Here is a 22,763-nt window from a genome sequence, read left to right as displayed (position 1 = left end):
GTAGGGTCGGGGAGTGCCGACCGGTGTGGCCCTGCGCGACGTGCGCGAGCACCTCTTCGCCGCCGCCGAGCGGATCCTGATCCGGGACGGCGCCGCGGCGCTGACCAGCCGCGCCGTCACCACGGAGGCGGGCGTCGCCAAGGGCGTGCTGCACCGCCACTTCGCGGACTTCGACGGCTTCCTCGCCGACCTGATCCGCGACCGGATCGCCGGCCTCTCCGTCCGCGCGGCCGCGCTGCGCGAGTCGGCCGGCACCGGCACGGTCGTGGAGAACCTGGCGGGCACGCTGACCGCGGTCTTCAACTCGGTCGCGGTGTCGTTGATCAGTCTCATGATCTTCCGGGACGACCTGCGCGCGCGGCTGCGCGCGGAATATCCCGCGGGGGTCCCGCTGCTCGTGGACGTCGTCGCGATGGTCGCGGACTACCTGTCGCTGGAACGCGCCGCCGGCCGTCTGGAGCCGGACGCCGACGCGCAGATGCTCGCCCACACCCTGATCGGATCCAGCCACCTGCTCTTCGCGGGACACCGCGACACCCCGCCCGCCGGGTCGGACGTCTCCCGAATGATCGCCGCGGTGATCACACCCGCTCTCCGCTGACCCCGCGCGGCCCTTCAGGTTCCGGTTCTTCGGGTTTCGGTTCTTCGGCTCTTCGGGTTTCGGTGACCGGCGACGGCACCGGAAGGGAGGAGCGCCAGCGACGACCGCTGCCCGCGGGAGCACTCGGAACGTCACCACGCCGGAAGCGGGAATATGAATTTTGTCCGTCTCGCTCCGGAAAGACGCGCCTCGAGCCTGGGATCGGTTGTCGGTGGTAGCGCTCCGTGGTGACCGACAGGGTGGACCTACCCGAGCCGCGCGGCGTCGGGTGTGTCCTGTCCGGCCGGTGAAGCGGGAGATGTCGTGGGTCCACGGGAGGTGCCGGGCGTATCCCGGCGAGGTTCTACGGGTGGCCGGGCCGCCCTCGCGGCGATGCTGGAGCGCGACCATGGCTGATCTCGTCTCGCCGGTGGGACGCGACATCGATCGCGTCGAGGGACGGCTGAAGGTGGCCGGCGCGGCGGAGTACTCGGCCGACCGCCGGGTGGCCGGCATGCTGTACGCCGCCGTGGTGACCAGCACGATCGGCAAGGGCGCGATCACCGGCATCGACACCGCGGCGGCGACCGCGGTTCCGGGCTTCGTGGACGTGTTCCACCACGCCCGTCCGCTGATGGCGCTGGCCGCGCCGCCCGGGCCGGGGGAGAACTACGCGCCGTTGCAGGACGCCCTGGTCCGCTTCCACGGCCAGATCGTCGCGCTGGTCGTCGCGGAGAGCCCGGAGGCGGCGCGGGACGCGGCGAGCCTGGTCTCCGTGACCTATCGGGCGGAGCCGCCGAGAACCTCGATGGACGGCAACATGCCGGGCGTGCCGGCGAACACGCCGAACCTGCCGCCGGCGATGGTCACGGTCCTGGAGCCCCGCTTCCCCACGATCGACGCGGCGCTGGCCGCCAGCGAGGTGGTGGTGCGGAGCACGACGCGCACGCCGGTGCAGCATCACGTGGCGATGGAGCCGCACGGCGCGCTGGCGGTCCGGGAGGGCGACGCGCTGACCGTCTACACCGGGGCGCAGATGCCGATCGTCCAGGCGACGCGGATCAGGGCGAAACTGCGCAACGAGCCGGCGACGGTACGGGTGCTCGCCCCCTACGTCGGCGGCGCGTTCGGCAGCCGGGCCCAGCCGTGGAGCGACGTGGTCCTGGCGGCGGCCGCGGCCTGGACGCTGCGGCGCCCGGTCAAGCTGATCCTGACCCGGGAGCAGGTCTTCACCGTGGTCGGTCACCGCGGGGAGGTGCGGCAGACCGTGCGGCTGGGTGCCTCCCGGGACGGCGTGCTGACCGCGGTCGCGCACGAGAGCGACGCCGAGCTGCCGTTCGTCTCCGGGTGGCCGATGCGCCCGGCCGACGACACCTCCGCGGTCACCTACCGGACGCCGAACCTGCACATCGCGCAGCGCCTGGTGATGCTGGACCGGCCGCCGACCTGGGCGATGCGCGCGCCGAACGAGGCGGCCGGCGCTTTCGCGCTGGAGACCGCGATGGACGAGCTGGCCGTGGCGACCGGCGTCGACCCGGTCGAGCTGCGGCTGCGCAACAGCGCCACGGTCGCGCCGGCCACCGGTCTGCCGTGGTCCAGCAAGCACCTCGACGAGGCCTTCCGGGTGGGTGCGCGCCGGTTCGGCTGGAGCGCGCGCCGCGCGCGGCCGCGCCCCCGGATCGACGGGCAGTGGCTGGTCGGCGTGGGGACCGCGGCCGCGGTCTACCCGGCCAACCGGGAGTCGTCGAGCGTCCGGGTCCGGCTGTGCGCGGACGACACCGCGGTCGTCTCCACCTCGATCTCCGATCCGGGAACGGGCGCGGAGACGCTGCTGGCGATCGCCGGCGCGGACGTGCTCGGCATCACGGTGCGCCGGGTGCGGCCGGAACTCGGCGACTCGCTGCTGCCGCCGGGCCCGCCGGTGGCCGGATCGAGCGTCACGGCCAGCACCGTGCCGACGGTGGCGGCCGCCGCCCGGAACGCGACCGCGCAGCTGATCCAGCTCGCGGTCACGCATGCCCGCTCGCCGTGGCACGGTGCCGATCCGGCCGGCCTGTCCTTCGCGGACGGCCGTCTGCGCGGCAACGGCCGCGCGATGACGTTCGGCCGGCTGCTCAGCACGGTCGGCGCCGAGGACGTGGTGGGCCAGGCGCAGACCGTGCTCGACCCGGTGAAGGCCGGGCAGTTCATGTTCCACAGCTTCGGCGCGCACTTCTGCGAGGTCCGGGTCAACCGGTTCACCGGCGAGCCGCGGGTCACCCGGTTCACCACGGTGGTGGACGGCGGCCGGATCATGAACACGCAGGCCGCCCACAGCCAGATCGTCGGCGGCGTCATCTTCGGCATCGGGCAGGCGCTGCTGGAGCACGATCCGGTCGAGCCCGGCGGGCGGCCGGCGAGCGCGAACCTGGCCGACTACATGGTCCCGGTCAACGCGGACATCCCGCCGATCGACGTGCACTGGCTGGACCACCCCGACCCGGAGCTGGGCGCGCGCGGTATCGGGGAGATCGGCACGGTCGGCTCGGCCGCCGCGGTCGGCAACGCGGTCTTCGACGCCACCGGCATCCGGGTCCGGGAGCTGCCGATCACGCTCGACAGATTGCTGCTGGACCCGGGGGAACATTGATGATTCCGTGTCATGACGGGGGTATTGACGTCGAGTTTCCTGAATATACACTCCCAGTGTAATTACCTCGGACGGCCCGTCGCGGCGACGGGAGCCCGGCGAGGTGCTGGGCGAGGTGACCAATGGGCGCACCACCATCGCAACAAGGGCTCGAGCTCGCCGGGATCGGCGTGCGGTTCGGCGGGCTCACCGCTCTCGACGACGTGTCCCTGACCGTGCCACCGTGCCGGATCGCCGGCGTGATCGGGCCGAACGGCGCGGGCAAGACCACGGTGTTCAACGTGATCTGCGGCTTCGTCACGCCGCACACCGGCACGCTGTCGTTCGGCGGGCAGCCGCTGCGGCCCCGGCCGCACCGGCTGCCCCGGGACGGGATCGCTCGCACGCTGCAGGGCGTCGGGCTGTTCGCCGGCCTCACGCTCGCGGAGAACGTGATGGCCGGCGCGCACCCGCGGGCCGGGTTCGTCTCGTCGCTGTTCGCGCTGCCCCGGGCCGCGCGCGACGAGCGGCGGCTGCGGGCCGAGGCGGTCGCGCTCCTCGGCGAGCTGGGCATCGGTCGGCACGCGGACGCGCTCCCCGGCACCCTGCCGTATGCGATCCAGAAGAAGGCCGGCCTGGCCCGCGCGCTCGCGGCCCGACCGCGCCTGCTGCTGCTCGACGAGCCGGCCGGCGGCCTCGGCGCGGACGAGATCGACGAGCTGGCGGTGCTGATCCGCGAGCTGCCGGCCCGCACCGGCACGGCCGTGCTGCTCGTCGAGCACCACATGGACCTGGTGATGTCGGTCTGCGACGAGATCGTCGTGCTGGACTTCGGCCGGGTCGTCGCCACCGGCACGCCGGACGAGGTGCGCGGCGATCCCGCGGTCGCGGCGGCATACCTCGGCACCGAGGCGATCACGCCCGGCGAACCGCAGCCCGGCGAACCACCGCCCGGCGAGCCGCCGGACGACGAGCCGCCGCCCGGCGAGCCGCCGCCCGACGTGCCCCGCGGCGACGGGGCGGTGGCGATCCGATGACCGCGACCACCGAGGCGGAGCCGGGGCCCAGGCACGCCGCGCCCGAGGAGCCACTGCTCCAGATCGAGAACATCACCGCGGGGTACGGTGCCGCACCCGTCCTGCACGACGTCACGCTCACCGTGCCGCCCGGCGCGATCGTGGCCGTGCTCGGCGCGAACGGGGCCGGCAAGACCACGCTGCTGCGTACCGTGTCGGGGTTGCTGCGACCGTCGTCCGGCGTCGTCCGGCTGTCCGGCCAGGACCTGGCCCGGGTCCCGGTCGAGCACCGGGTCCGGCGTGGCATGGCGCACGTGCCGGAGGGCCGCGGCGTGGTCGCGGAGCTGACCGTGGACGAGAACCTGCGGCTCGGCGGCCTGTGGCGGACCGACCGCCGGGACGCCCGCCGCGCGCTGGACGAGGTCTACGCGCTGTTCGACCCGCTGGCCCGGCGGCGCGGGCACGCCGGCCACCAGCTCTCCGGCGGCGAACGGCAGATGCTGGCGATCGGCCGCGCGCTCGTCGCCCGCCCGCGCCTGCTGTTGCTCGACGAGCCGTCGCTCGGCCTCGCACCCCGGGTCACCGCGCAGCTGATGGGCCTGCTGGCCGGCCTGCGCGACGACACCGGGCTGGCCGTGCTGCTGGTCGAGCAGAACGTGCGCAGCGCGCTCTCGGTCGCCGACCGGGGCGTGGTCATGTCACTCGGCCGGGTGGTGCGCGAATCGGACGCGGCCCAGCTGCGCGACGACGACGCACTCCGGCACGCCTACCTGGGGTTCTAGAATGGATCGACTCGCCTTCCTGACCGTGGACGGGCTGTCCCGCGGCGCGGTCTACGCCGCGATGGCGCTCGCGCTGGTGCTCATCTGGCGCGGCGCCCGGATCGTCAACTTCGCCCAGGGCGCGATGGCGGTCGCGGCCGCGTACGTCGCGCACAGCGTCACGGCCGCGACCGGCTCGTTCTGGCTCGGCTTCGCCGCCGCGCTGGCCGCCGGGCTCACGCTCGGCTGGCTGGCCGAACGCCTGGTGATGCGGCACGTCGGGCACGATCAGCCGCTGAACGCGGTGATCGTCGCGCTCGGCCTGGTCCTGCTGATCACGGCGGTGCTCGGCATCGTCTACGGCAACGAGTTCCGGCCGGCGCCGCCCGCGTTCGACCGGACCGCCGGGTTCGCGCACCTCTCGCCGTACGACGTGTTCGTCTTCGCGTCCGTCGCCGTCACGGTCGGGGCGCTGGCGCTGCTGTTCACCCGCACCAAGGTGGGCCTGCGGCTGCGCGCGTCCGCGTTCGCGCCGGAGGTGTCCCGGCTGCTCGGCGTGAACGTCGGCGGCATGCTGCTGCTCGGCTGGGTGCTCGCGGCCGGCGTCGGCGCGCTGGCCGGGATGCTGATCATCCCGACCGAGTTCGGCCTGCACCCGAACGCGATGGACCGCTCGTTCGTGGTCGCGTTCACCGCGGCCGTGGTCGGCGGCCTGGACAGCCCGGCCGGCGCGGTGATCGGCGGGCTCGCGGTCGGCCTGGTGCTGTCGTTCGTCGGCGGATACCTCGGCGACCAGGTCACGCCGCTGGCGATCATCGTGCTGCTCCTGGCCGTGCTGCTGATCCGGCCGGACGGACTCTTCGCCAAACCCGCTGCGAGGCGCATATGAAAATCGTCGGCGCGTTCCTGCTGCTCCTCGGCCTGACCTGGATCATCCCCGCGTTCCAGAACTACCAGCTGGCCACCGTCGCGGCCTACCTGTGCGCGACCGCGGGCCTGACCGTCCTCACCGGACAGAACGGGCAGCTGTCGCTCGGCCACGGCGCGCTGATGGCCACCGGGGCGTACACGGTCGCGCTCATGCAGAACGCGATCGGCGTGCTGGTGCTGTCGCTGGCCGCGGGCGTGCTGGTCACCACGGCCGCGGGTGCGGTGATCGGCGTCGCCGCGGCCCGGCTGCGCGGCCCGTACCTCGCCGGGGTCACGCTCGCGGTCGCGGTGGTGGTGCCCGGCATCGCCACCATGTTCGACGACGTGCTCGGCGGCGACCAGGGCCTCACGTTCTACCTGGCACCGCCGCCGTTCGGCTACGACTTCCCGTTCGAGCGCTGGCAGGCCTGGATCGCGCTGGGTGCGGCGCTGCTCACCATGCTGCTGCTCGGCAACCTCGCGGCTTCTCGCTTCGGCCGGGAGTTCCGCGCGGTCCGCGACGACGAGATCGCCGCCAAGCTCTCCGGCATCCACGTGGCGCGGACGCAGATCCTCGCGTTCGTGGTCAGCGCGGCCGCGGCCGGGCTCGGCGGGGGAGTGCTCGCGGTGCTCGCCCAGAGCGTGTCGCCCGGCGCGTTCTCGCTCACGCTGTCGCTGTTCCTGGTGATGGCGATCGTGGTCGGCGGGCTCGGCAGCCTGGCCGGCGCGGTCTGGGGCGCGATCCTGCTGGTCGCGCTGCCGGACCTGACCGCGCGCGTCACCGACGTGTTCGCGCTGTCATCCGCGTTCGCGCAACGGCTCGAGGGAAACCTGCCGCTCGCGATCTTCGGCATCACGCTGATCGTCGTCATGATCCTGGCGCCGGGCGGCATTCAGGGATTGGTGCGGCGGGTGCCGTACCGGCTGATGGTCATTGCTCCTCTCCTACGGCTCGTGAAAGGTCGATGATGCGCAAACTCGTGCTGCCGATCGCCATGCTCCTTGCGGTCGTGGGCTGTTCCTCAGAATCCGGTGGTGGCGGCGGCGCCTCCGTGCCGGGCGTCACGGACACCGAGATCACCGTCGGTACGCACATGCCGCTCACCGGCCCGGCCAGCGCCGGATACTCCCAGATCGCGCCCGCGACCAAGGCCTACTTCGACTTCGTCAACGCGGCCGGCGGCGTGCACGGGCGCAAGATCACGCTCAACGTCAAGGACGACGGCTACAACCCCGCCAACACCCAGCAGGTGGTACGTGAACTGGTGCTCCAGGACAAGGTCTTCGCGATCCTGAACGGGCTGGGCACGCCCACGCACACCGGCGTGCTCGACTTCCTGAACAGCCAGCGGGTGCCGGACCTGTTCGTCGCGTCCGGCAGCCGCAGCTGGGACCAGCCGGGGAAGTATCCGGGCACGTTCGGCTTCAACCCGGACTACACGGTCGAAGGCAAGATCCTCGGGTCGTACGTGCAGAAGAACCTGGCCGGCAAGAAGACCTGCTTCCTCGGCCAGGACGACGACTTCGGCCGGGACAGCCTGGCCGGCGTGACCGGCGTGCTCGGCGACGCGGGCGTGGCGGTGAAGCAGACCTACACGACGAGCGTCACGAACGTCGGCCCGCAGATCGACGCGTTCAAGTCGAACGCGTGCGAGGTCGTCATCCTGGCGACCGTTCCCGGCTTCACGGCGCTCACCATCGGGACGGCGGCGCGGCAGGGCTTCGCACCACAGTGGATCGTCTCCAACGTGGGCGGCGACTACAACACGCTGGCGAAGTCCCTGGGGGACGCGGCACCGCTGCTGGAGGGCCTGCTCGGTGCGAACTACCTGCCGACCGCCTCGGCGACGTCGGACCCGTGGATCCAGCTCTTCCAAAAGATCAACACGGAGTACAACGCGGGGGCACCGTTCGACGGGAACACCATCTACGGGATGTCCGTGGGCTACCTGTTCGTGCAGGTGCTCCAGGCGGCCGGCAAGGACCTGACCCGCGAGTCGGTCATCGAGGCGGTCGAGAAGGGCGGATTCACCGGGCCCGGGCTCGGGCCGCTGCGCTTCTCGGGCGACGACCACTCCGGCTACGGCGGGCTCCGCATGACCAGGGTGACCGACAAGGTCCAGGCGTACTTCGGGCCGACCTACGAGACGGACTCCGAGGGCGGGCCGGTCACCGAGTACACGGTCGCACCGCCGGCCCCGCCGGCGAACGGAATCCCGGCGGCGGCGTAGGCGAGGAGGCCGGGCCTCGGCCCGGCCTCCCGGTTCTGCGGGCGCCTCGGGGGTGACGCGGTTCGCGGGTCGCCCGAAGCTTCCCGCCGGGGCCTTCACCGGAGCACTTTCCGCGGCGGCAGGGGTTGGGTTTCGTGTGCCCGGCTGCCCGTGTGCCGCCTTCGGCGGACAAGCCGAGCGGATCATCGGCAGAGCCGTCAGCGTGGTGGGGCCGGCATGGCCGGCGCCGGGGCGCCGTCCCTGCCTGGGCTGCGGTGTTGTTGTCGATGGCGGCCCTGCCGATGATCTGCACCCCACGGGGTGGTCAACGGCATGCGGGGCGGCCAGACGCCGGTGGTCTGCGCTGGGCGCGCGTTCAGAAGATCAACGCCGGCCTGACGGCGGTTGAGAGTCGATCACGTGTCGCAAATCGTTGTTATCCGGCGGTCTGAACAACGATTTGCGACACGTGATCGTTTTGGTGGGCAGCCGCCGCAGTCAGGGGTAGATGCGGGAGAGCGTCTGGGCGACGCAGACCGGCTTGTCGCCGCCCTCGCGCTCGACGGTCACCTCCGCCTTGATCTGGAGGGCGTTGTCGCTGGTCGGCGTGACGGTGAGCAACTGGATGCCGGCGCGGACCCGCGAGCCGGACGGAAGGGGTGCCGGGAACCGTACGCGGTCGAGCCCGTAGTTGATGCCCATCCGGACGCCCTCGACGCGATAGATCTGCCAGGACAATGCCGGGATCAGCGACAGCGTCAGGTAGCCGTGGGCGATCGTGGTGCCGAACGGCCCGCCGGCGGCGCGGGCCGGGTCGATGTGGATCCACTGGTCGTCGCCGGTGGCGGTGGCGAACGCGCCGATCCGGGGTTGGTCGACGAGCGTCCAGTCGCTGTAGCCGAGGTGTTCACCGGCGGCGGCCGCAAGCTTGGCGGGATCATCGAAGACTCTCATTGTGAGTACCTCCTGAAGCCGTGACAGAGGCGACGTTACCCGTGCAGAATCCATCCTAGGAACGGTTAAGTTTATGCATCCGTAGTGTAAAAATCCATCGTTGACCGCCGAGATAGGACCGTCCTAGAATCTGCATCGGCGGTGCACAAACCTGGAGGTGCAGTGACCGAGGACAGCAGCGGCCTGGCGGGCCGGACCGCGGTCGTGACCGGCGCGTCCCGGGGCATCGGCCTCGGCATCGCCCGTCGCCTGATCGACGAGGGCGCGAACGTGGTGATCACCGCCCGCAAGGAAGAGGCGCTCAACGAGGCCGTCAAAGGCCTGGGCGAGCGGGCCAGGGGAGTCGCGGGCAAGGCCGACGACGACGATCATCGCGCGGCGGCGATCGCGACCGCCACGGAAGCCTTCGGCACGGTCGACATCCTGGTCAACAACGCGGGCATCAACCCGGTCGCGGGCGCGCTCGCCGACCTGGACCTCGGCGCGGCCCGCAAGATCCTGGACGTGAACCTGGTCGGCGCGCTCGGCTGGACCCAGCGCGCGATCAAGGACGGCGGCATGACGGCCGGGTCGGTGATCAACATCTGTTCGGTCGCGGGGATCACGCCGTCGCCGGGCATCGCGTTCTACGGGGTCAGCAAGGCCGCGCTCAGCCACCTCACCGCGTGCCTCGCGGTCGAGCTCGGGCCCGGCATCCGGGTCAACGCGGTCGCGCCCGCGGTGGTCAAGACCCGGTTCGCCACCCCGCTCTACGAGGGGCGCGAGGCCGAGGTCGCGGAGGCGTACCCGTTGAGGAGACTGGGCGTGCCGGAGGACGTGGCCGGCGCGGTCGCGTTCCTCGTCTCCGACGCGGCAGCGTGGATCACCGGCCAGACGCTCGTGCTGGACGGCGGCCTCACGCTCACCGGGCGGGTCGGCGCATGAGGGCCTGGCAGGTGCGCGAGCTGGGCGGCATGAGCCTGCACACCGACGCGGAGAAGCCGGAACCAGGTCAACATCAAGCCCTTCTGCGGGTACGGGCATGTGCGCTCAACTTCCCGGACGCACTGCTGGTCCAGGGCCGCTACCAGGAGCGCCCGCCGCTGCCGTTCACGCCCGGCATCGAGCTGTGCGGTGAGGTCGCCGACCCCGGCGACAGTGGCCTGCGGCCCGGCGACCGGGTGATCGGCGGCGCCGCGCTCCCGCACGGCGCGCTCGCCGACTACGCGCTGGCCGACACGCGGTTCCTCTACCCGGCACCGCCCGAGCTGGACGACGACAAGGCGGCCGCGTTCTTCGTGGCGTACCAGACCGGCTGGGTCGGCCTGCACACCCGCGCACATCTGCGCCCCGGCGAGACGCTGCTGGTGCACGCGGCGGCCGGCGGCGTCGGCTCGGCCGCTGTTCAGCTCGGCAAGGCCGCGGGAGCCAGGGTGGTCGGCGTGGTGGGCGGGCCGGAGAAGGCCCGGATCGCCCGCGAGCTGGGCGCGGACGCGGTGGTGGACCGGCACACGGACGACCTGGTCGGCGCGCTGAAGGAGGCCTGCGGGCCGCGCGGCGCGGACGTGATCTACGACCCGGTCGGCGGTGCCGCGTTCGCCGCGTCCACGAAGGTCGTCGCGTTCGAGGGCCGGATCGTGGTGGTCGGCTTCGCGTCCGGCGACATCCCGAAGGCCGCGGCGAACCACGCGCTGGTCAAGAACTACAGCGTGGTCGGCCTGCACTGGGGTCTCTACCGCAGCCGCCGCCCCGAGGTCGTGCACGAGGCCGCGGCCGCGCTGGCGGAGCTGGCCGCGAAGGGCGCGATCGACCCGTACGTGTCCCGCACGCTGCCGCTGGACCGGGCGGAGGAGGGGCTGACCGCGCTCGCCCGCGGCGAGACGACCGGCAGGGTGGTGATCGTGCCGTGACCGGCCTGAACCTCGACGGCGCGGTCGTCGTGATCACCGGCGCCGGGTCCGGGATCGGCGCGGCGATGGCCCGCCGGTTCGCGGCGGACGGCGCGACCGTCGTGGTCAACGACCTGGACCCGGTGGCGGCGCATCACGTCGCGCACGAGATCGGCGGGCGGGCCTTCGCCGGTGACGCCTCCGATGCGGACTTCGCGGAACGGCTGGTCGCGTTCGCCTGGGGCTCGCTCGGCCGGCTGGACCTGTTCTGCGCCAACGCGGGCGTGCCCACGGCCGGCACCGAGGCCGCGCCCGCGGCGGACTGGGACCGCGCCTGGCGGGTGAACGTGCTGGCCCACGTGCACGCGGCCCGCGCGGCGCTGCCCCGCTGGCTCGAACGGGAGCGCGGGCGGTTCCTGGTGACCGCGTCCGCGGCCGGGCTGCTCACCATGCTCGGCTCCGCGCCGTACTCGGTGACGAAGCACGCGGCGGTCGGGTTCGCGGAGTGGCTGCGCGTGACGTACGCGCATCGCGGCATCGTGGTCCAGGCGCTCTGCCCGCAGGGGGTGCGCACGCCGATGCTCTCCGGCACCGGCCCGGTCGGCGAGATGCTGCTCGGCCAGGACGCGATCGGCGCGGACGAGGTGGCCGAGCGGGTCCGTGAGGCGCTGACCGGCGACCGGTTCCTGATCCTGCCGCACCCGGAGGTCGCCGGGTTCTACGCGGGCCGCGCCGCCGACCCGGAGCGCTGGCTCGGCGCGATGAACCGCCTCCAGCGGAAGGCGGAGCAGGCCCACCCGGTCCCGCGTCAGCGCACCGGGGACGGGGTGACGTCGTGACCAGCAGCCCGCCGGGCCTGGATCTGGACGCGCTCCGCAAGCACCTCGACGACGCGCTGCCCGGCCTGGTGGCCGGGCCGCTGGACGCCGCGGTGATCGCGGGCGGGCGGTCCAACCTGACCTACACGGTCACGGACGGCGCCACCACCTGGGTGGTGCGGCGGCCACCGCTCGGGCACGTGCTCGCCACCGCGCACGACATGGGCCGCGAGCACCGGGTGATGGCCGCGCTGCGGGGGACCGCCGTACCCGTACCCGCGATGGTGCATCTCTGTTCTGATCCGGACGTTCTCGGTGCGCCGTTCTACGTGATGGAGCACGTGGACGGCGCGGTGCTGCGGGATCCGGAGTCGTTGCGGGCGCTGGGGCCGGAGAGGGTGCGTAACCTCGCGTTCCGCCTGATGGACACGCTTGCCGCACTGCATGCGGTCGACCCGGCCGGCGTCGGGCTGAGCGATTTCGGGCGGCCGGACGGGTTCAACGCGCGGCAGGTGTCCCGGTGGAGACGGCAGCTCGACGGCTCGCGCAGCCGGGAGCTGCCGGGCATCGACGCGCTGCACGAGCGGCTGGCCGCGACCGCGCCGGAGCTGTCCGCCGCGAGCATCGTGCACGGCGACTTCCGGCTGGACAACACCGTGATCGACACCGGGCGCGGTGACCGGGTCGCGGCCGTGCTCGACTGGGAGATGTCCACGCTCGGCGACCCGCTCGCCGACCTCGGGCTGTACGTGGTCTACCTGGGCACGCCGATGCCGGCCGCGCGCGGCTCGCACGACCCGGTCACCACCGTGCCCGGCCACCCGGCAACCGGCGAACTGATCTCCTTTTATGCCGAAAAATCGGGACGAGACGTCGGTGGGCTGGGCTGGTACACCGCGATGTCCGCGTTCAAGCTCGCGGTGATCCTCGAGGGCGTCCACTACCGCTACACGCAAGGTAAGACCGTCGGCGCGGGCTTCGACACGATCGGCGCGCGCGTGCAGCCGCTGGTCGACCGGGGCCTGGCCGCGCTACCGCGAGAGAAGGGGTGATCATGGACTTCGCGTTCGACGAGACCACCATGGACTACCACGCGCGGCTCAGTGACTTCCTGGTCGCGCACGTCTACCCGGCCGAGGCCGCCCACGACGCGCACCCGGCCGGCGACTGGAACCCGCCGCCGGTGCTGGCCGGGTTGCAGGCCGAGGCCCGCGCGCGCGGCCTGTGGAACCTGTTCCTCCCCGGCGAGCACGGCGCCGGCCTGACGAACCTGCAGTACGCGCCGCTCGCCGAGCTGACCGGCCGCAGCCCGGCGCTCGCACCGGCCGCGCTCAACTGCGCCGCGCCGGACACCGGCAACATGGAGCTGCTGGCCGAGTTCGGCACCCCCGCGCAGCGCAAGGAGTGGCTGGAACCGCTGCTCGACGGCCGGATCCGGTCCGCGTTCGCGATGACCGAGCCGGACGTGGCCTCCTCCGACGCCACGAACATCACCACGCGCATCGTGCGTGACGGCGACGAGTACGTGATCGACGGCCGGAAGTGGTTCATCACCGGCGCGATGAACCCGGCCTGCGCGATCCTGATCGTGATGGGCAAGACCGACCCGTCCGCGGAACGGCACCGTCAGCAGAGCCAGATCCTGGTCCCGCGGGACACGCCGGGCGTGCACATCGTGCGCGGCATGCGGACGTTCGGTTACGACGACGGCGCGCACGGCGGGCACGCGGAGATCATTTTCGACGGGGTACGCGTACCCGCGGAGAATCTGATCGGCGCCGAAGGCGACGGTTTCGCCATCTCGCAGGCGCGCCTCGGCCCGGGCCGGATCCACCACTGCATGCGGCTGATCGGCATGGCCGAGCGCGCGATCGAGCTGATGTGCCGGCGCGTGACCTCCCGGGAGGCCTTCGGCCGGCCACTCGCGGACCAGGGCGTGATCCAGGACTGGATCGCGGAGTCGCGCGTCCGGATCGAGCAGCTGCGCCTGCTGGTGCTGAAGACCGCCTGGCTGATGGACACCGTCGGCAACCGCGGTGCGCACACCGAGATCCAGGCGATCAAGGTGGCCGCGCCGTCCACCGTGGAATGGATCCTGGACAAGGCGGTGCAGGCGCACGGTGCGGGCGGCGTCAGCCAGGACACGCCGCTCGCCCAGCTCTGGGTCGCGGCGCGCACGCTGCGACTCGCGGACGGTCCCGACGAGGTGCACCGCCGGGGGTTGGCCCGGCGCGAGCTGGCGAGGTGGAAGGCATGAATCTGGCCCGGCTGTTCGAGTCCGCGCACGACAAGCACGGCGACTACCCGGCGATCTGCGCGGCCGGGACCTGGCACTCCTCCGTGGAGCTCTTCGACCGCGCGGTGCGGTTCAGCGCCGGGCTGCGCACGCTCGGCGTGAAGCCCGGCGACCGGGTCGTGGTGTTCATGGCGAACTGTCCCGAGGTGGTGATCAGCTACCACGCGATCTGGCGCGCCGGCGCGGTCGTCACGCCGATCGTCTTCCTGGTCACGCCGACCGAGCTGCGCCACATGGTGGACGACTCCGGCGCGGTCGCGGTGATCACCACGGCCGAGCTGCTGCCCAAGGTGCAGGCGGCGCTGGCCGGGTCGGACATCCCGGTGGTCGTGGACTTCGCGCCGCTGGAGACGGACGAGGGCCCGCTGATCGACCGGGGCGAGGACGAGCTGGCCGCGCTGCTCTACACCGGCGGCACGACCGGGCGCAGCAAGGGCGTGGCGCTCACCCACGCGAACATCGACGCGGCCTCGGCGGCGTCCCGTAGGGTCAGCTTCGTCCCGGGGATCTCCCGGTCGGTGACCGCGCTGCCGCTGTCCCACTCGTACGGCATGCTGGTCACGGTCGGCACCCAGCAGATCCCGGAGCCGGAGTCGAGCGTGCTGCTGCGCTTCTTCGACGCGCCGGCCTGGCTGCGCGTGGCCGAGGAGCACCGGGTGCAGCAGGCCGCGGTCGTGCCCTCGATGCTCTCCATGCTGCTGGCGGAACCCCTGGAGGACTTCGACCTCTCCGCGCTGCGCAACGTGTTCTCCGGCGCGGCGCCGCTGCCCCGCGCGGTCGCGGAGGAGTTCGTGCGCCGGGTGCCGTCCGTGCAGATCCTGGAGGGTTACGGGTGCACCGAGACGGCCGGCATCCTCACCTCGACGCCGCCGGGCCGGGCGCGTGCCGGGACCGTGGGCATGCCGGTGCCCGGGGTGTCGCTGCGCCTGGTCGGCTTCGACGACTCGCCGGTGCCGCCGGGCGAGCCCGGTGAGATCGTGGCGTCCGGACCCAACGTGATGGCCGCCTACTGGGACGGCACCCGCGACTTCACGCCGGACGGCTGGCTGCGCACCGGTGACGTCGGGGTCTTCGACGACGACGGCTATCTCTCCATCATCGATCGCAAGAAAGACGTGATCATCCGGGGCGGTTACAACGTCTATCCGCGCGACGTGGAGGAGGCGCTGATGCGGCACCCGTCCGTGACCGGATGCGCCGTGGTCGGCCGGCCGGACAACCGGCTCGGCGAGGAGGTGGTCGCGATGGTGACGGTCTCGTCCGCCGTCTCCGCCGATGACCTGGTCGAATACGCCAAGACCGTGCTCTCCCCGACCAAGTATCCCCGGGAGATCCGCATCGTCGACGCGATCCCGCTGACCTCGGTCGGTAAGGTCGACCGCAAACGTCTCCGCGCGGGAATCGCATCCCCGCCCTGACGCTCGCGACCCCGCGCCACCGGGGCCCGGTTTCCGGAGATCGACGACTGGTTCTAGGGTCAGTCCTGTGGCTGCCACTCGCGCCGGTCTCTGAGCCGGCCGGTGGTGGAGGGCCCGCGGTCGGTTCGGCTCGCGTGGGTTCGGCTGGCGGAGTCGGCTGGCGGTGGGGCCGGCTGGCGGATTCGGCCGGTGGTGGGTCCGGCCGGTGGTGGCGGGTCCGCTCGCGGTGCGGCGGCCGTCGCCTGCGCGCGTGAAGCCCGGTGCGCCCGTGCCGGGAAGGGAGTTCCGGTGCCCGGCGCCGGCGACAGAGGCGGTGGGGACATGGCTGACTCGCACACGGCCTTGGCCGGCAATGGGAATTCCACTCCTGCAAGAGTCGACGGCCGCACCGCCCGGGCCGAACGCACCCGCCGCGCCATCGTCGAGGCCCACTATGCGCTGATCTCCGAGGGCGACCTCAAGCCCACCGGCGAACGCATCGCCGACCGCGCCGGCGTCTCGCTCCGCGCGCTCTGGACCAACTTCAAGGACCTGGAGACGCTCTTCGCCGCCACCGACGCGCTGCTCGTCTCCCGCCAGGAGGCCGCCTGGACCGAGATCAGCCCCACGCTCCCGTTCACCACGCGCGTCGACGAGTTCTGCCGGCAGCGCGCCCGCCTGCTGGAGATCGTCGCCCCGCTGGCCCGCGCCGCCACGATCAAGCAACCGTTCTCCGCCCAGCTCCGCGACAACCGCAAACGCCACATCGCCCGGGTACGCACCGAGCTCGAAGCCCTCTTCGCCCACGAACTCGCCGCCGCCGGCCCCGGCCGCCCCCAACTCCTCGACGCGCTCAGCGTCACCACCACCTGGGCCGGCTGGTCGCTGCTCCGCGACGAACTCGCGCTCCCGGTCGACGAGGCCCGCGCCACAATGTCCCGCACCGTCACCGCGCTGCTGATCACGGCCATGGCCACCCCGATCTGAGGCGCTGCCGGCGTCTTGCGCCGGGGCATGCTCCCGCGCAGGGGTCGGCGGCTGGGCTCCCTGCCGGTCGCGCGGTGCAGGCCCCCGCCGTTCCCGCCGATTGATCACTCCGGCGGGTGAAGGGTTAGCGTTGTGGCGTGGGGGGACCGCGTACCCGTGAGGATCTGCTGTGTTGGTTCTGATCTTCGATTTGGGGGCGCGATGTCGCGAACGATGAGGACGATCCTGGTAGCCGTGCTGGCAGCGCCGGCACTCGCGCTGCTCGCGGCGCCGGCGCAGGCCGAGGCGCCGAAGAAGCCGCCGGTCTACAAGAACTGCGCGGCGATGAACGCGGCACACCCGCACGGCGTCGCGAGGTACGGGTCGATCGACAAGGTGCGCGGGAAGACCAAGCCGGTGACCAAGTTCAAGGTCATGACGGCGGTCTACCTGGCCAACACGCACCTCGACCGCGACAAGGACGGCGTCGCCTGCGAGAAGCGCTGACGTGCGGGCCGGGGCGCCGGTGACGTGGTGCCCCGGCCGACCCGGTCGATCGAAGATCGCCGCACCCGGACCGGTCGAGGCGGGCCGGCCGGTGGCGGCGATCGGCCCGGTGGTGCGGTTGCCGTGTCGGCTGGCCGGGGTGCGGTTGCCGTTCAGCCAGCTGATCACTCAGCCGGGAGTGGATGTTCTGTGTGGACCGTCAGGGTCGTGAGGAAGTCCACGAGGGCGGCGGCGAATGCGGGATCGCGGACCGCGCCGAGGTGGTCGCCGGGGATCCGGCGCAGGCGGGCGCGGGGGATGGCGGCGGCGAGGATCTCGGGGCGGGCGGCGAACGGGTCGTCGCGACCGCAGAGGACGAGGGTGTCGGCGGTGATCTCGTGCAGCGGGATCGGGGTGCGGTGCGCGGCGGTGATCTGGGCGGCGAGGGCGCGGCGGTCCGCGCCGACCGCGTCGGCCAGCGCGCGGAAGGCCATCGCGGGGGAGGCGGCGATCGCGGTGGGACTGTCGGCCAGCAGGACCGCGATGACCTCGCCCTGCGGCAGCACGCGCGAGTCGACACCGCCGCGCTCGACCAGGCTGGCGGCCACGCCGCCGATCACCAGGCGGCGGATGCGGCCGTCGGTGGCGGCGGTGATCGCGGCGACCACGCCGCCCATCGAGTAGCCGACCAGGTCGGCCTCGGCCACGCCGAGCCGGTCGATCAGCACGGTCAGGTCGCGGGCCATGGTGTCCTCGCCGTACCGCGCGGGGTCCGTGGGCTTCTCCGACGCGCCGTGGCCGCGGGCATCCGGCGCGATCACGTGCCGGCCGGTCGACGCTATCGCGTCGACGACTCCCGGCAGGACCCAGTTGGTCTGTGCGTCGACCGCGAAACCATGATGCAGGATCACCGGGGGTACGGAGCCGGGCCGTCCCCACTCCTGATAGCTGATCTCGACTCCGTCGAACGACACGAATCTCTGCGGCATGCGCTCCAGTGTCGGCACCTCCGGTGCGTTTTGTCATCGGCAGAATCGCCGGGGTCTTCCCTGCGGCGTTACTTCTGCGTAACACTGTCCCGATGGATGATGCATTGTCGGTGCAGATATCCAGGGTTCGTCACCCCGGTCTGCGCGACGCGCTCGCGGCGCTGATATCCGCGTCAATCGATCGACTGGGCGAGGACCCGGCGGCGGTGCGGGAACTCGCGGGCACGCTCGCCCCCGTCCGGTCCACCGCCGGTCCGGAGGCCGCGGTGCCGCGCGGCGCGGAGCCGGGCGACGCGGTCGGCCGGCTACTGCGGTCGGCGGACTCGCTCACCGGTCCGGCGCGGCTGGAGGCGCTGGTCCGGGCGGGCGAGGCGATCTGCGCCCTCGGCGACCACTTCCGCTACCGCGAGGTCACGTCCCGGGCAGCCGGGCCGCGCGACGGCACCGCGGCCCCCGGCGACGCCCCCGCCGGGCTCGTGGCGTTCGGTGGCGATTCTGCCGGGATCGTGGTGTCCAGTGGCGATGCTGCCGGGCTCGTGGCATTCGGTGGCGGCTCTGCCGGGATCCCGGCAGCTGGTGGCGACCCCGCCGGGACCGCGGCGCTGCTGGCGCAGATCGACGGGTTCGGCGCGCTCTTCGACGGGCGCTATGCGGAGGCCGTCGCCGCGTTGCGGCGGGTGGTGGCGTTCGCGGAGCACCCGGTGAGTGGCGCGGCGGAGGTGACCGGGCCGGTTCGGGGCAGCGCGGCGGCGCTGGCCTGCGGCGACGACGGCGCGGCGCTGCGGCTGGCCGTCCGGGCCGAGGCGGCCGCGCGCGCTGGGGGAGACCCTTCGCTCGTACCGCGGGCCCTGGAGTTGAAGGGTGCGGCGGAGCTGTGGCGTGGGGCGCACGACGCGGCGGTGAGCACGTCGCTGGCCGGCGTCCGCGCGGCGGCCGTCGCGGGCCGGCCGGACGCCGCGGACCCGCACCTCGCGACGCTGGCGTTGCTGGCCGCGCTGCGCGGCGACCGGGCCGCGTGCCGATGGCGGCTGGCGCAGGTGGGCGCGGGCGCCGGCCGTCCCCGCGCGCTGGGCCGGTGGGCGCTGGGCGTGCTCGATCTGCTGGCCGGGCGGCCGCACGAGGCGGTGGCGCGGATCGGCGGCATCGCGGACCCGCGATCCGGCCGGGGGCACGTGCTGGTCCAGGTGATGGCCGCGCCCGACCTGGTGGAGGCCGCCGTGCTGGCCGGTGACCCGGGCGCGGCGCGGGTGGCGCTGGCCGCGTTCGACCGATGGGCGGAGAGCACCGGCGAGCCGCTGCGGCGCGCCCTGTCGGCCCGGTGTCACGCGCTGCTGGCCCGGCGGGGGAGCACGGAGGCGGACGCGTACTTCCGGGAGGCGCTGCGCCTGCACCTGGCCGGCGAGAGCGAGTTCGCGCGGGCGCGTACCCAGCTGCTGTTCGGTCGTGATCTTCGGCGCCGGCGGCGGCCCGGCCAGGCCCGGGAACAGCTCGGCGCGGCCCTGGACGCCTTCGTGCGGTGCGGTGCCCGGCCCTGGGCCGAACAGGCGCGCGCCGAGCTGCGGGCCGGCGGCGGCAGAGTCGGGCCGGCCGGTGCGGCCGTGCCGCTCACCGCCCAGCAGCTGCAGATCGCGCGGCTGGTCGCGTCCGGCGCGACGAACCGGGAGGTGGCCGCGCGCCTGTTCCTCAGCCCCCGGACCGTCGATCACCACATGCGCAACATCTTCCACCGGCTCGGGATCAGCTCCCGGGTCGCGCTGGTCAAGATGATCACCTGACGCTGGCACACTTTCGGCATGGACGACCTGGACAGGACGCTGGAGGCGGTCGGCCCGCGGCTGCGCGCGCTGCGCAGACAGCGGGAGACCACGCTCGCCGCGCTCTCCGCCGTGACCGGCATCTCGGTCAGCACGCTCTCCCGCCTGGAGTCCGGCGACCGCCGCCCCACGCTCGAGCAACTGCTGCCGCTCGCCCGCGCACACGGCGTCACCCTCGACGACCTGGTCGGCGCGCCGGAGACCGGCGACCCGCGGATCCATCTCCGCCCGGCCACCATGCACGGCATGACCGTCATCCCGCTGACGCGGCGGGCCGGCGGCATCCAGGCGTTCAAGATGGTCATCGGCCCGGGGAGCGACCGGCACACGCCGGACCTCAAGACCCACGAGGGGTACGAGTGGCTCTACGTGCTGAACGGCCGCCTCCGCACGGTCCTCGGCGACCACGATCTCATCCTGGAGCCCGGCGAGGCCGCCGAGTTCGACACCCGGGTCCCGCACTGGTTCGGCGCGGCCGATGCCGCCCCGGTCGAGTTCCTCAGCCTCTTCGGCACCCAGGGCGAACGCGCCCACCTCCGCGCCCGCCCTCGAACGACCTGACCATCCGCAGCGGGTCCCGCGACGCGCATCGATCCGGCGTCCGCAGCGGGCGCGCGGTGCGTGTCGCGCGCGGGGTGAGATACGGCGAAATTTCGGGCGTAGAGCACGGGAGCCTCGCCGCAGCCCGTCTCCCACTTCGATACAGGCCGCGCGGTCGCGTCCGGCACGCCGGCGCGCGACTCCAAGGCATCCGCGCGCTCCAGGCCGGAGGGAATCCCGTGGGTGTGGTCAGCGGGCTGACGTCGGAGCCGGCGTGCGGGGGCGGTGGCGGGGGACGAAGCGCCAGAGGGTGGTGACGGCGGCGTCGCTGACGGCGGACATGGTCAGGACGGCGGCGGGCAGCGAGAACGTGGCGATGAGGGCGCTGATCAGGAGTGGGCCGCCGCCGCTGCCGAGGTCGGCGCAGAGGCGCCAGGCGCCGAGGAACTGGGCGCGGCGGGCGACGCCCCACAGCGCGGCGGCCAGCCCGATCACGAAGACGGCTTGCGCCGAGTGCCCAGACCGAGGTGGCGGCGATCGCGACCAGCAGTGCCGGGAGGAGCAGCGCGGTGGCCAGCAGCATGGCGGTGCGTTCACCGAACAGGGTGATCAGTGAGCCGGACGGCAGTGCGCCGGCCACCTGGCCGAGCCCGATCAGGCCGACCATCAGGCCGCCGACGCTCAGCGACGCGCCGAGTTCCACCGCGCTGACCGCGACGACGGGCAGGATGGAGGCGTGCCCGATCGAGTAGACGGTGGCCGGAAGGTAGACGGTGAGCCCGAGTCTCCGGAGCGAGAAACCGGAATGTCCAAGATCACCCATGTCTTTAACCTATCCGGCTGCCGCCGGGCATTCTCTTCGAGAAGACTTGAACCGGACGCGCCCCGGTACACGTGACAGTGGGGGTGTCTGTCAGTGATCATGCCCGGCCCGGTCCGGCGAGCAGCCGGACCGACAGAATGTTCGTGTGTTCCGTGTCAACCGTGGAGGTCTTGATGACTGACGAACTGCCGGCCCCGGAAACCGTTTTCCCAGACGACCATCGGCGCGCGCCCGCGGGCGTCCTGGTGATCTTCGGTGCGTCCGGTGACCTGACCGCCCGCAAGCTCGGCCCCGCGGTCGAGAACCTGGCGCGCCACAAGCGGCTCCCGGCACAGTTCGCGGTGGTCGGCGTGGCCCGGTCGCCGATGTCCGACGAGGATTTCCGCACCCGGATGACCGGCGGGCAGTCGGTGTCCCCCGAGCTCAACGACGGCTTCCGGTACGTTTCCGGTGGTTACGACGACCCGGATACGTACCGCCGGCTCCGGGAACTTCTCGACACCCTCGACGCGGAGCGCGGCACGGCCGGGAACCGCGCGTTCTACCTGGCCACGCCGCCGGAGGCGTTCCCGCACGTGGTGAACGGGCTCAAGGACGCGGGCCTGAACGAGCCGCGGCCCGGCGCGTTCTCCCGCATCATGATCGAGAAGCCGTACGGGCACGATCTCGACTCCGCGCGCGAGCTGGACGGCACGGTCCACAACGCGTTCGACGAGTCGCAGGTCTTCCGGATCGACCACTACCTGGGCAAGGACACGGTCCAGAACCTGCTGGCGCTGCGCTTCGCCAACGCGATCTTCGAGCCGATCTGGAACCGCACCTGGGTCGACCACGTGCAGATCACCGTGGCGGAGACGCTCGGCGTCGGCACCCGCGGCAGCTTCTACGAGACCGCCGGCGCCACCCGGGACATCCTGCAGAACCACGTGCTGCAGGTGCTCGCGCTCGCGCTGATGGAGCCGCCGTCCTCGTTCGACGCGGAGAACGTGCGCAACGAGAAGGTCAAGCTGCTCCAGGCGATCCGGCTGCCCACGAACCGGGACATCTCCCGGATCGCGGTCCGCGGGCAGTACACCCGGGGCGGCACCGAGGCGGACCTGATGCCCGGCTACCGGGACGAGAAGGGCGTCAACCCGCTCAGCCGTACGGAGACGTTCGCCGCGCTGCGCCTGGACGTCGACAACTGGCGCTGGGCCGGCGTGCCGTTCTACATCCGCACCGGAAAGCGCCTGCCGAAGCGCGTCACCGAGGTCATGCTGCAGTTCCAGCGCCCGCCGCACCTGCCGATCCCGGTCGGCCAGGCCAAGGACCTCGCGCCGGACGCGCTGATCCTGCGCATCCAGCCGGACGAGGGCATCACGCTGCGCTTCGGCGCGAAGGTGCCGGGTCACGACTTCCGGGTCCGCTCGGCCACCATGGACTTCTCCTACGGTGGCTCGTTCCCCGAGGAGTCCCCGGAGGCGTACGAGCGGCTGCTCCTCGACGCGCTCAAGGGCGACCCGACGCTGTTCATCCGCTCCGACGAGGTCGAGCAGTGCTGGCGGATCGTCGACCCGATCCTGCAGACCTGGGCCGCGGACCGCACCCCGGTCCCGCTCTACGAGGCCGCGTCCTGGGGCCCGTCCGAGGCGGACCGGCTGCTCGAGCGCGACGGCCGCACCTGGCACAACAGCTGATCGTCCAACGGAGGCGTGCCCCGGAGAAGGGGGTGCGCCTCCATGGACGGAC

General features: G+C 72.7%; 22 protein-coding genes. 19 read left to right on the top strand and 3 right to left on the bottom strand.

Annotation, left to right across the window (positions count from 1 at the left end):
• The first annotated feature begins 13 nt into the window (after nt 1–13).
• The 7 genes from J2S43_RS20460 (at nt 14) to J2S43_RS20430 (ending at nt 8,105) form a co-directional block, all read left to right on the top strand.
• Complete coding sequence (locus J2S43_RS20460; RefSeq protein WP_306831567.1) at nt 14–601, top strand: TetR/AcrR family transcriptional regulator; 588 nt, start codon at nt 14–16, stop codon at nt 599–601.
• A gap of 388 nt (nt 602–989) precedes the next feature.
• Complete coding sequence (locus J2S43_RS20455) at nt 990–3,209, top strand: xanthine dehydrogenase family protein molybdopterin-binding subunit (RefSeq protein WP_306831566.1); 2,220 nt, start codon at nt 990–992, stop codon at nt 3,207–3,209.
• Nucleotides 3,210–3,331: 122 nt separating this feature from the next.
• A complete protein-coding gene (locus tag J2S43_RS20450) occupies nt 3,332–4,225 on the top strand; it encodes an ABC transporter ATP-binding protein (RefSeq protein WP_306831565.1) in 894 nt (297 codons plus the stop codon).
• On the top strand, nt 4,222–4,986 hold the full coding sequence (locus tag J2S43_RS20445) for an ABC transporter ATP-binding protein (RefSeq protein ID WP_306831564.1): 765 nt from the start codon (nt 4,222–4,224) through the stop codon (nt 4,984–4,986). The genes J2S43_RS20450 and J2S43_RS20445 overlap by 4 nt, the downstream gene beginning before the upstream one ends.
• Nucleotide 4,987: 1 nt before the next feature.
• Nucleotides 4,988–5,854, top strand: a complete 867-nt coding sequence (locus J2S43_RS20440; RefSeq protein ID WP_306831562.1) for a branched-chain amino acid ABC transporter permease — start codon at nt 4,988–4,990, stop codon at nt 5,852–5,854.
• On the top strand, nt 5,851–6,843 hold the full coding sequence (locus tag J2S43_RS20435) for a branched-chain amino acid ABC transporter permease (protein WP_306831560.1): 993 nt from the start codon (nt 5,851–5,853) through the stop codon (nt 6,841–6,843). Before J2S43_RS20440 ends, J2S43_RS20435 begins: the two co-directional genes overlap by 4 nt.
• A complete protein-coding gene (locus J2S43_RS20430) occupies nt 6,843–8,105 on the top strand; it encodes an ABC transporter substrate-binding protein (protein ID WP_306831558.1) in 1,263 nt (420 codons plus the stop codon). Before J2S43_RS20435 ends, J2S43_RS20430 begins: the two co-directional genes overlap by 1 nt.
• A 477-nt stretch (nt 8,106–8,582) precedes the next feature.
• Here the strand turns inward: J2S43_RS20430 and J2S43_RS20425 are convergent, their stop codons facing one another.
• On the bottom strand, nt 8,583–9,038 hold the full coding sequence (locus J2S43_RS20425) for a MaoC family dehydratase (RefSeq protein WP_306831556.1): 456 nt from the start codon (nt 9,036–9,038) through the stop codon (nt 8,583–8,585).
• Nucleotides 9,039–9,200: 162 nt separating this feature from the next.
• On the opposite strand from J2S43_RS20425, the gene J2S43_RS20420 reads away from it, so the two are divergent.
• From J2S43_RS20420 to J2S43_RS20385, 8 genes are all read left to right on the top strand, one after another.
• Complete coding sequence (locus tag J2S43_RS20420; protein WP_306831554.1) at nt 9,201–9,962, top strand: SDR family oxidoreductase; 762 nt, start codon at nt 9,201–9,203, stop codon at nt 9,960–9,962.
• The gene (locus J2S43_RS20415; protein ID WP_306831552.1) at nt 9,959–10,927 is read left to right on the top strand and encodes an NADPH:quinone oxidoreductase family protein; all 969 of its coding nucleotides are present in this window, start codon (nt 9,959–9,961) and stop codon (nt 10,925–10,927) included. Before J2S43_RS20420 ends, J2S43_RS20415 begins: the two co-directional genes overlap by 4 nt.
• A gap of 5 nt (nt 10,928–10,932) precedes the next feature.
• Nucleotides 10,933–11,745: an SDR family oxidoreductase gene (locus J2S43_RS20410; RefSeq protein ID WP_306839350.1), complete on the top strand. Its 813-nt coding sequence runs from the start codon at nt 10,933–10,935 to the stop codon at nt 11,743–11,745.
• Nucleotides 11,742–12,776, top strand: a complete 1,035-nt coding sequence (locus J2S43_RS20405; protein ID WP_306831551.1) for a phosphotransferase family protein — start codon at nt 11,742–11,744, stop codon at nt 12,774–12,776. Before J2S43_RS20410 ends, J2S43_RS20405 begins: the two co-directional genes overlap by 4 nt.
• Nucleotides 12,777–12,778: 2 nt before the next feature.
• Nucleotides 12,779–13,981: an acyl-CoA dehydrogenase family protein gene (locus J2S43_RS20400; RefSeq protein WP_306831549.1), complete on the top strand. Its 1,203-nt coding sequence runs from the start codon at nt 12,779–12,781 to the stop codon at nt 13,979–13,981.
• Complete coding sequence (locus tag J2S43_RS20395; protein ID WP_306831547.1) at nt 13,978–15,438, top strand: class I adenylate-forming enzyme family protein; 1,461 nt, start codon at nt 13,978–13,980, stop codon at nt 15,436–15,438. The genes J2S43_RS20400 and J2S43_RS20395 overlap by 4 nt, the downstream gene beginning before the upstream one ends.
• A gap of 321 nt (nt 15,439–15,759) precedes the next feature.
• Nucleotides 15,760–16,404, top strand: coding sequence for a TetR/AcrR family transcriptional regulator (locus J2S43_RS20390; protein ID WP_306831544.1), 645 nt, complete (start codon nt 15,760–15,762; stop codon nt 16,402–16,404).
• A gap of 234 nt (nt 16,405–16,638) precedes the next feature.
• Nucleotides 16,639–16,890 (top strand): excalibur calcium-binding domain-containing protein, encoded by a 252-nt coding sequence (locus J2S43_RS20385; RefSeq protein ID WP_306831540.1) that lies wholly within the window; start codon nt 16,639–16,641, stop codon nt 16,888–16,890.
• A 164-nt stretch (nt 16,891–17,054) separates the two neighbouring features.
• Here J2S43_RS20385 and J2S43_RS20380 read toward each other — a convergent pair whose 3' ends face one another.
• Nucleotides 17,055–17,858, bottom strand: coding sequence for an alpha/beta fold hydrolase (locus J2S43_RS20380; RefSeq protein WP_306831538.1), 804 nt, complete (start codon nt 17,856–17,858; stop codon nt 17,055–17,057).
• A 92-nt stretch (nt 17,859–17,950) separates the two neighbouring features.
• On the opposite strand from J2S43_RS20380, the gene J2S43_RS20375 reads away from it, so the two are divergent.
• Both J2S43_RS20375 and J2S43_RS20370 read left to right on the top strand, forming a co-directional pair.
• Entirely contained in the window at nt 17,951–19,633 is a 1,683-nt protein-coding gene (locus J2S43_RS20375) for a LuxR family transcriptional regulator (protein ID WP_306831536.1), read from the top strand.
• A gap of 18 nt (nt 19,634–19,651) precedes the next feature.
• On the top strand, nt 19,652–20,233 hold the full coding sequence (locus J2S43_RS20370; RefSeq protein ID WP_306831535.1) for a helix-turn-helix domain-containing protein: 582 nt from the start codon (nt 19,652–19,654) through the stop codon (nt 20,231–20,233).
• 228 nt (nt 20,234–20,461) lie between these two features.
• Here the strand turns inward: J2S43_RS20370 and J2S43_RS20365 are convergent, their stop codons facing one another.
• A complete protein-coding gene (locus J2S43_RS20365) occupies nt 20,462–20,707 on the bottom strand; it encodes a hypothetical protein (RefSeq protein WP_306831532.1) in 246 nt (81 codons plus the stop codon).
• A gap of 74 nt (nt 20,708–20,781) precedes the next feature.
• Between J2S43_RS20365 and J2S43_RS20360 the strand changes: the two genes are divergently transcribed.
• On the top strand, nt 20,782–20,964 hold the full coding sequence (locus tag J2S43_RS20360) for a hypothetical protein (RefSeq protein ID WP_306831531.1): 183 nt from the start codon (nt 20,782–20,784) through the stop codon (nt 20,962–20,964).
• A gap of 244 nt (nt 20,965–21,208) precedes the next feature.
• Nucleotides 21,209–22,711, top strand: coding sequence for a glucose-6-phosphate dehydrogenase (zwf, locus tag J2S43_RS20355; RefSeq protein ID WP_306831529.1), 1,503 nt, complete (start codon nt 21,209–21,211; stop codon nt 22,709–22,711).
• The last annotated feature ends 52 nt before the right edge of the window (nt 22,712–22,763 follow it).

It is taken from the genome of Catenuloplanes nepalensis (assembly GCF_030811575.1).
Classification (GTDB): domain Bacteria; phylum Actinomycetota; class Actinomycetes; order Mycobacteriales; family Micromonosporaceae; genus Catenuloplanes; species Catenuloplanes nepalensis.
This window is presented reverse-complemented; position numbering and strand designations above follow the sequence as displayed.

What these genes read in the sequence shown, in the direction of transcription:
- J2S43_RS20455 (WP_306831566.1), top strand. Translation starts at nt 990, where the DNA reads ATGGCTGATCTCGTCTCGCCGGTGGGACGCGACATCGATCGCGTCGAG.
- J2S43_RS20415 (WP_306831552.1), top strand. Translation starts at nt 9,959, where the DNA reads ATGAGGGCCTGGCAGGTGCGCGAGCTGGGCGGCATGAGCCTGCACACC.
- J2S43_RS20400 (WP_306831549.1), top strand. Translation starts at nt 12,779, where the DNA reads ATGGACTTCGCGTTCGACGAGACCACCATGGACTACCACGCGCGGCTC.
- J2S43_RS20430 (WP_306831558.1), top strand. Translation starts at nt 6,843, where the DNA reads ATGCGCAAACTCGTGCTGCCGATCGCCATGCTCCTTGCGGTCGTGGGC.
- J2S43_RS20440 (WP_306831562.1), top strand. Translation starts at nt 4,988, where the DNA reads ATGGATCGACTCGCCTTCCTGACCGTGGACGGGCTGTCCCGCGGCGCG.
- J2S43_RS20375 (WP_306831536.1), top strand. Translation starts at nt 17,951, where the DNA reads ATGGATGATGCATTGTCGGTGCAGATATCCAGGGTTCGTCACCCCGGT.
- J2S43_RS20425 (WP_306831556.1), bottom strand. Translation starts at nt 9,038, where the DNA reads ATGAGAGTCTTCGATGATCCCGCCAAGCTTGCGGCCGCCGCCGGTGAA.
- zwf (WP_306831529.1), top strand. Translation starts at nt 21,209, where the DNA reads ATGACTGACGAACTGCCGGCCCCGGAAACCGTTTTCCCAGACGACCAT.
- J2S43_RS20370 (WP_306831535.1), top strand. Translation starts at nt 19,652, where the DNA reads ATGGACGACCTGGACAGGACGCTGGAGGCGGTCGGCCCGCGGCTGCGC.
- J2S43_RS20450 (WP_306831565.1), top strand. Translation starts at nt 3,332, where the DNA reads ATGGGCGCACCACCATCGCAACAAGGGCTCGAGCTCGCCGGGATCGGC.
- J2S43_RS20390 (WP_306831544.1), top strand. Translation starts at nt 15,760, where the DNA reads ATGGCTGACTCGCACACGGCCTTGGCCGGCAATGGGAATTCCACTCCT.
- J2S43_RS20445 (WP_306831564.1), top strand. Translation starts at nt 4,222, where the DNA reads ATGACCGCGACCACCGAGGCGGAGCCGGGGCCCAGGCACGCCGCGCCC.
- J2S43_RS20380 (WP_306831538.1), bottom strand. Translation starts at nt 17,858, where the DNA reads ATGCCGCAGAGATTCGTGTCGTTCGACGGAGTCGAGATCAGCTATCAG.
- J2S43_RS20395 (WP_306831547.1), top strand. Translation starts at nt 13,978, where the DNA reads ATGAATCTGGCCCGGCTGTTCGAGTCCGCGCACGACAAGCACGGCGAC.
- J2S43_RS20435 (WP_306831560.1), top strand. Translation starts at nt 5,851, where the DNA reads ATGAAAATCGTCGGCGCGTTCCTGCTGCTCCTCGGCCTGACCTGGATC.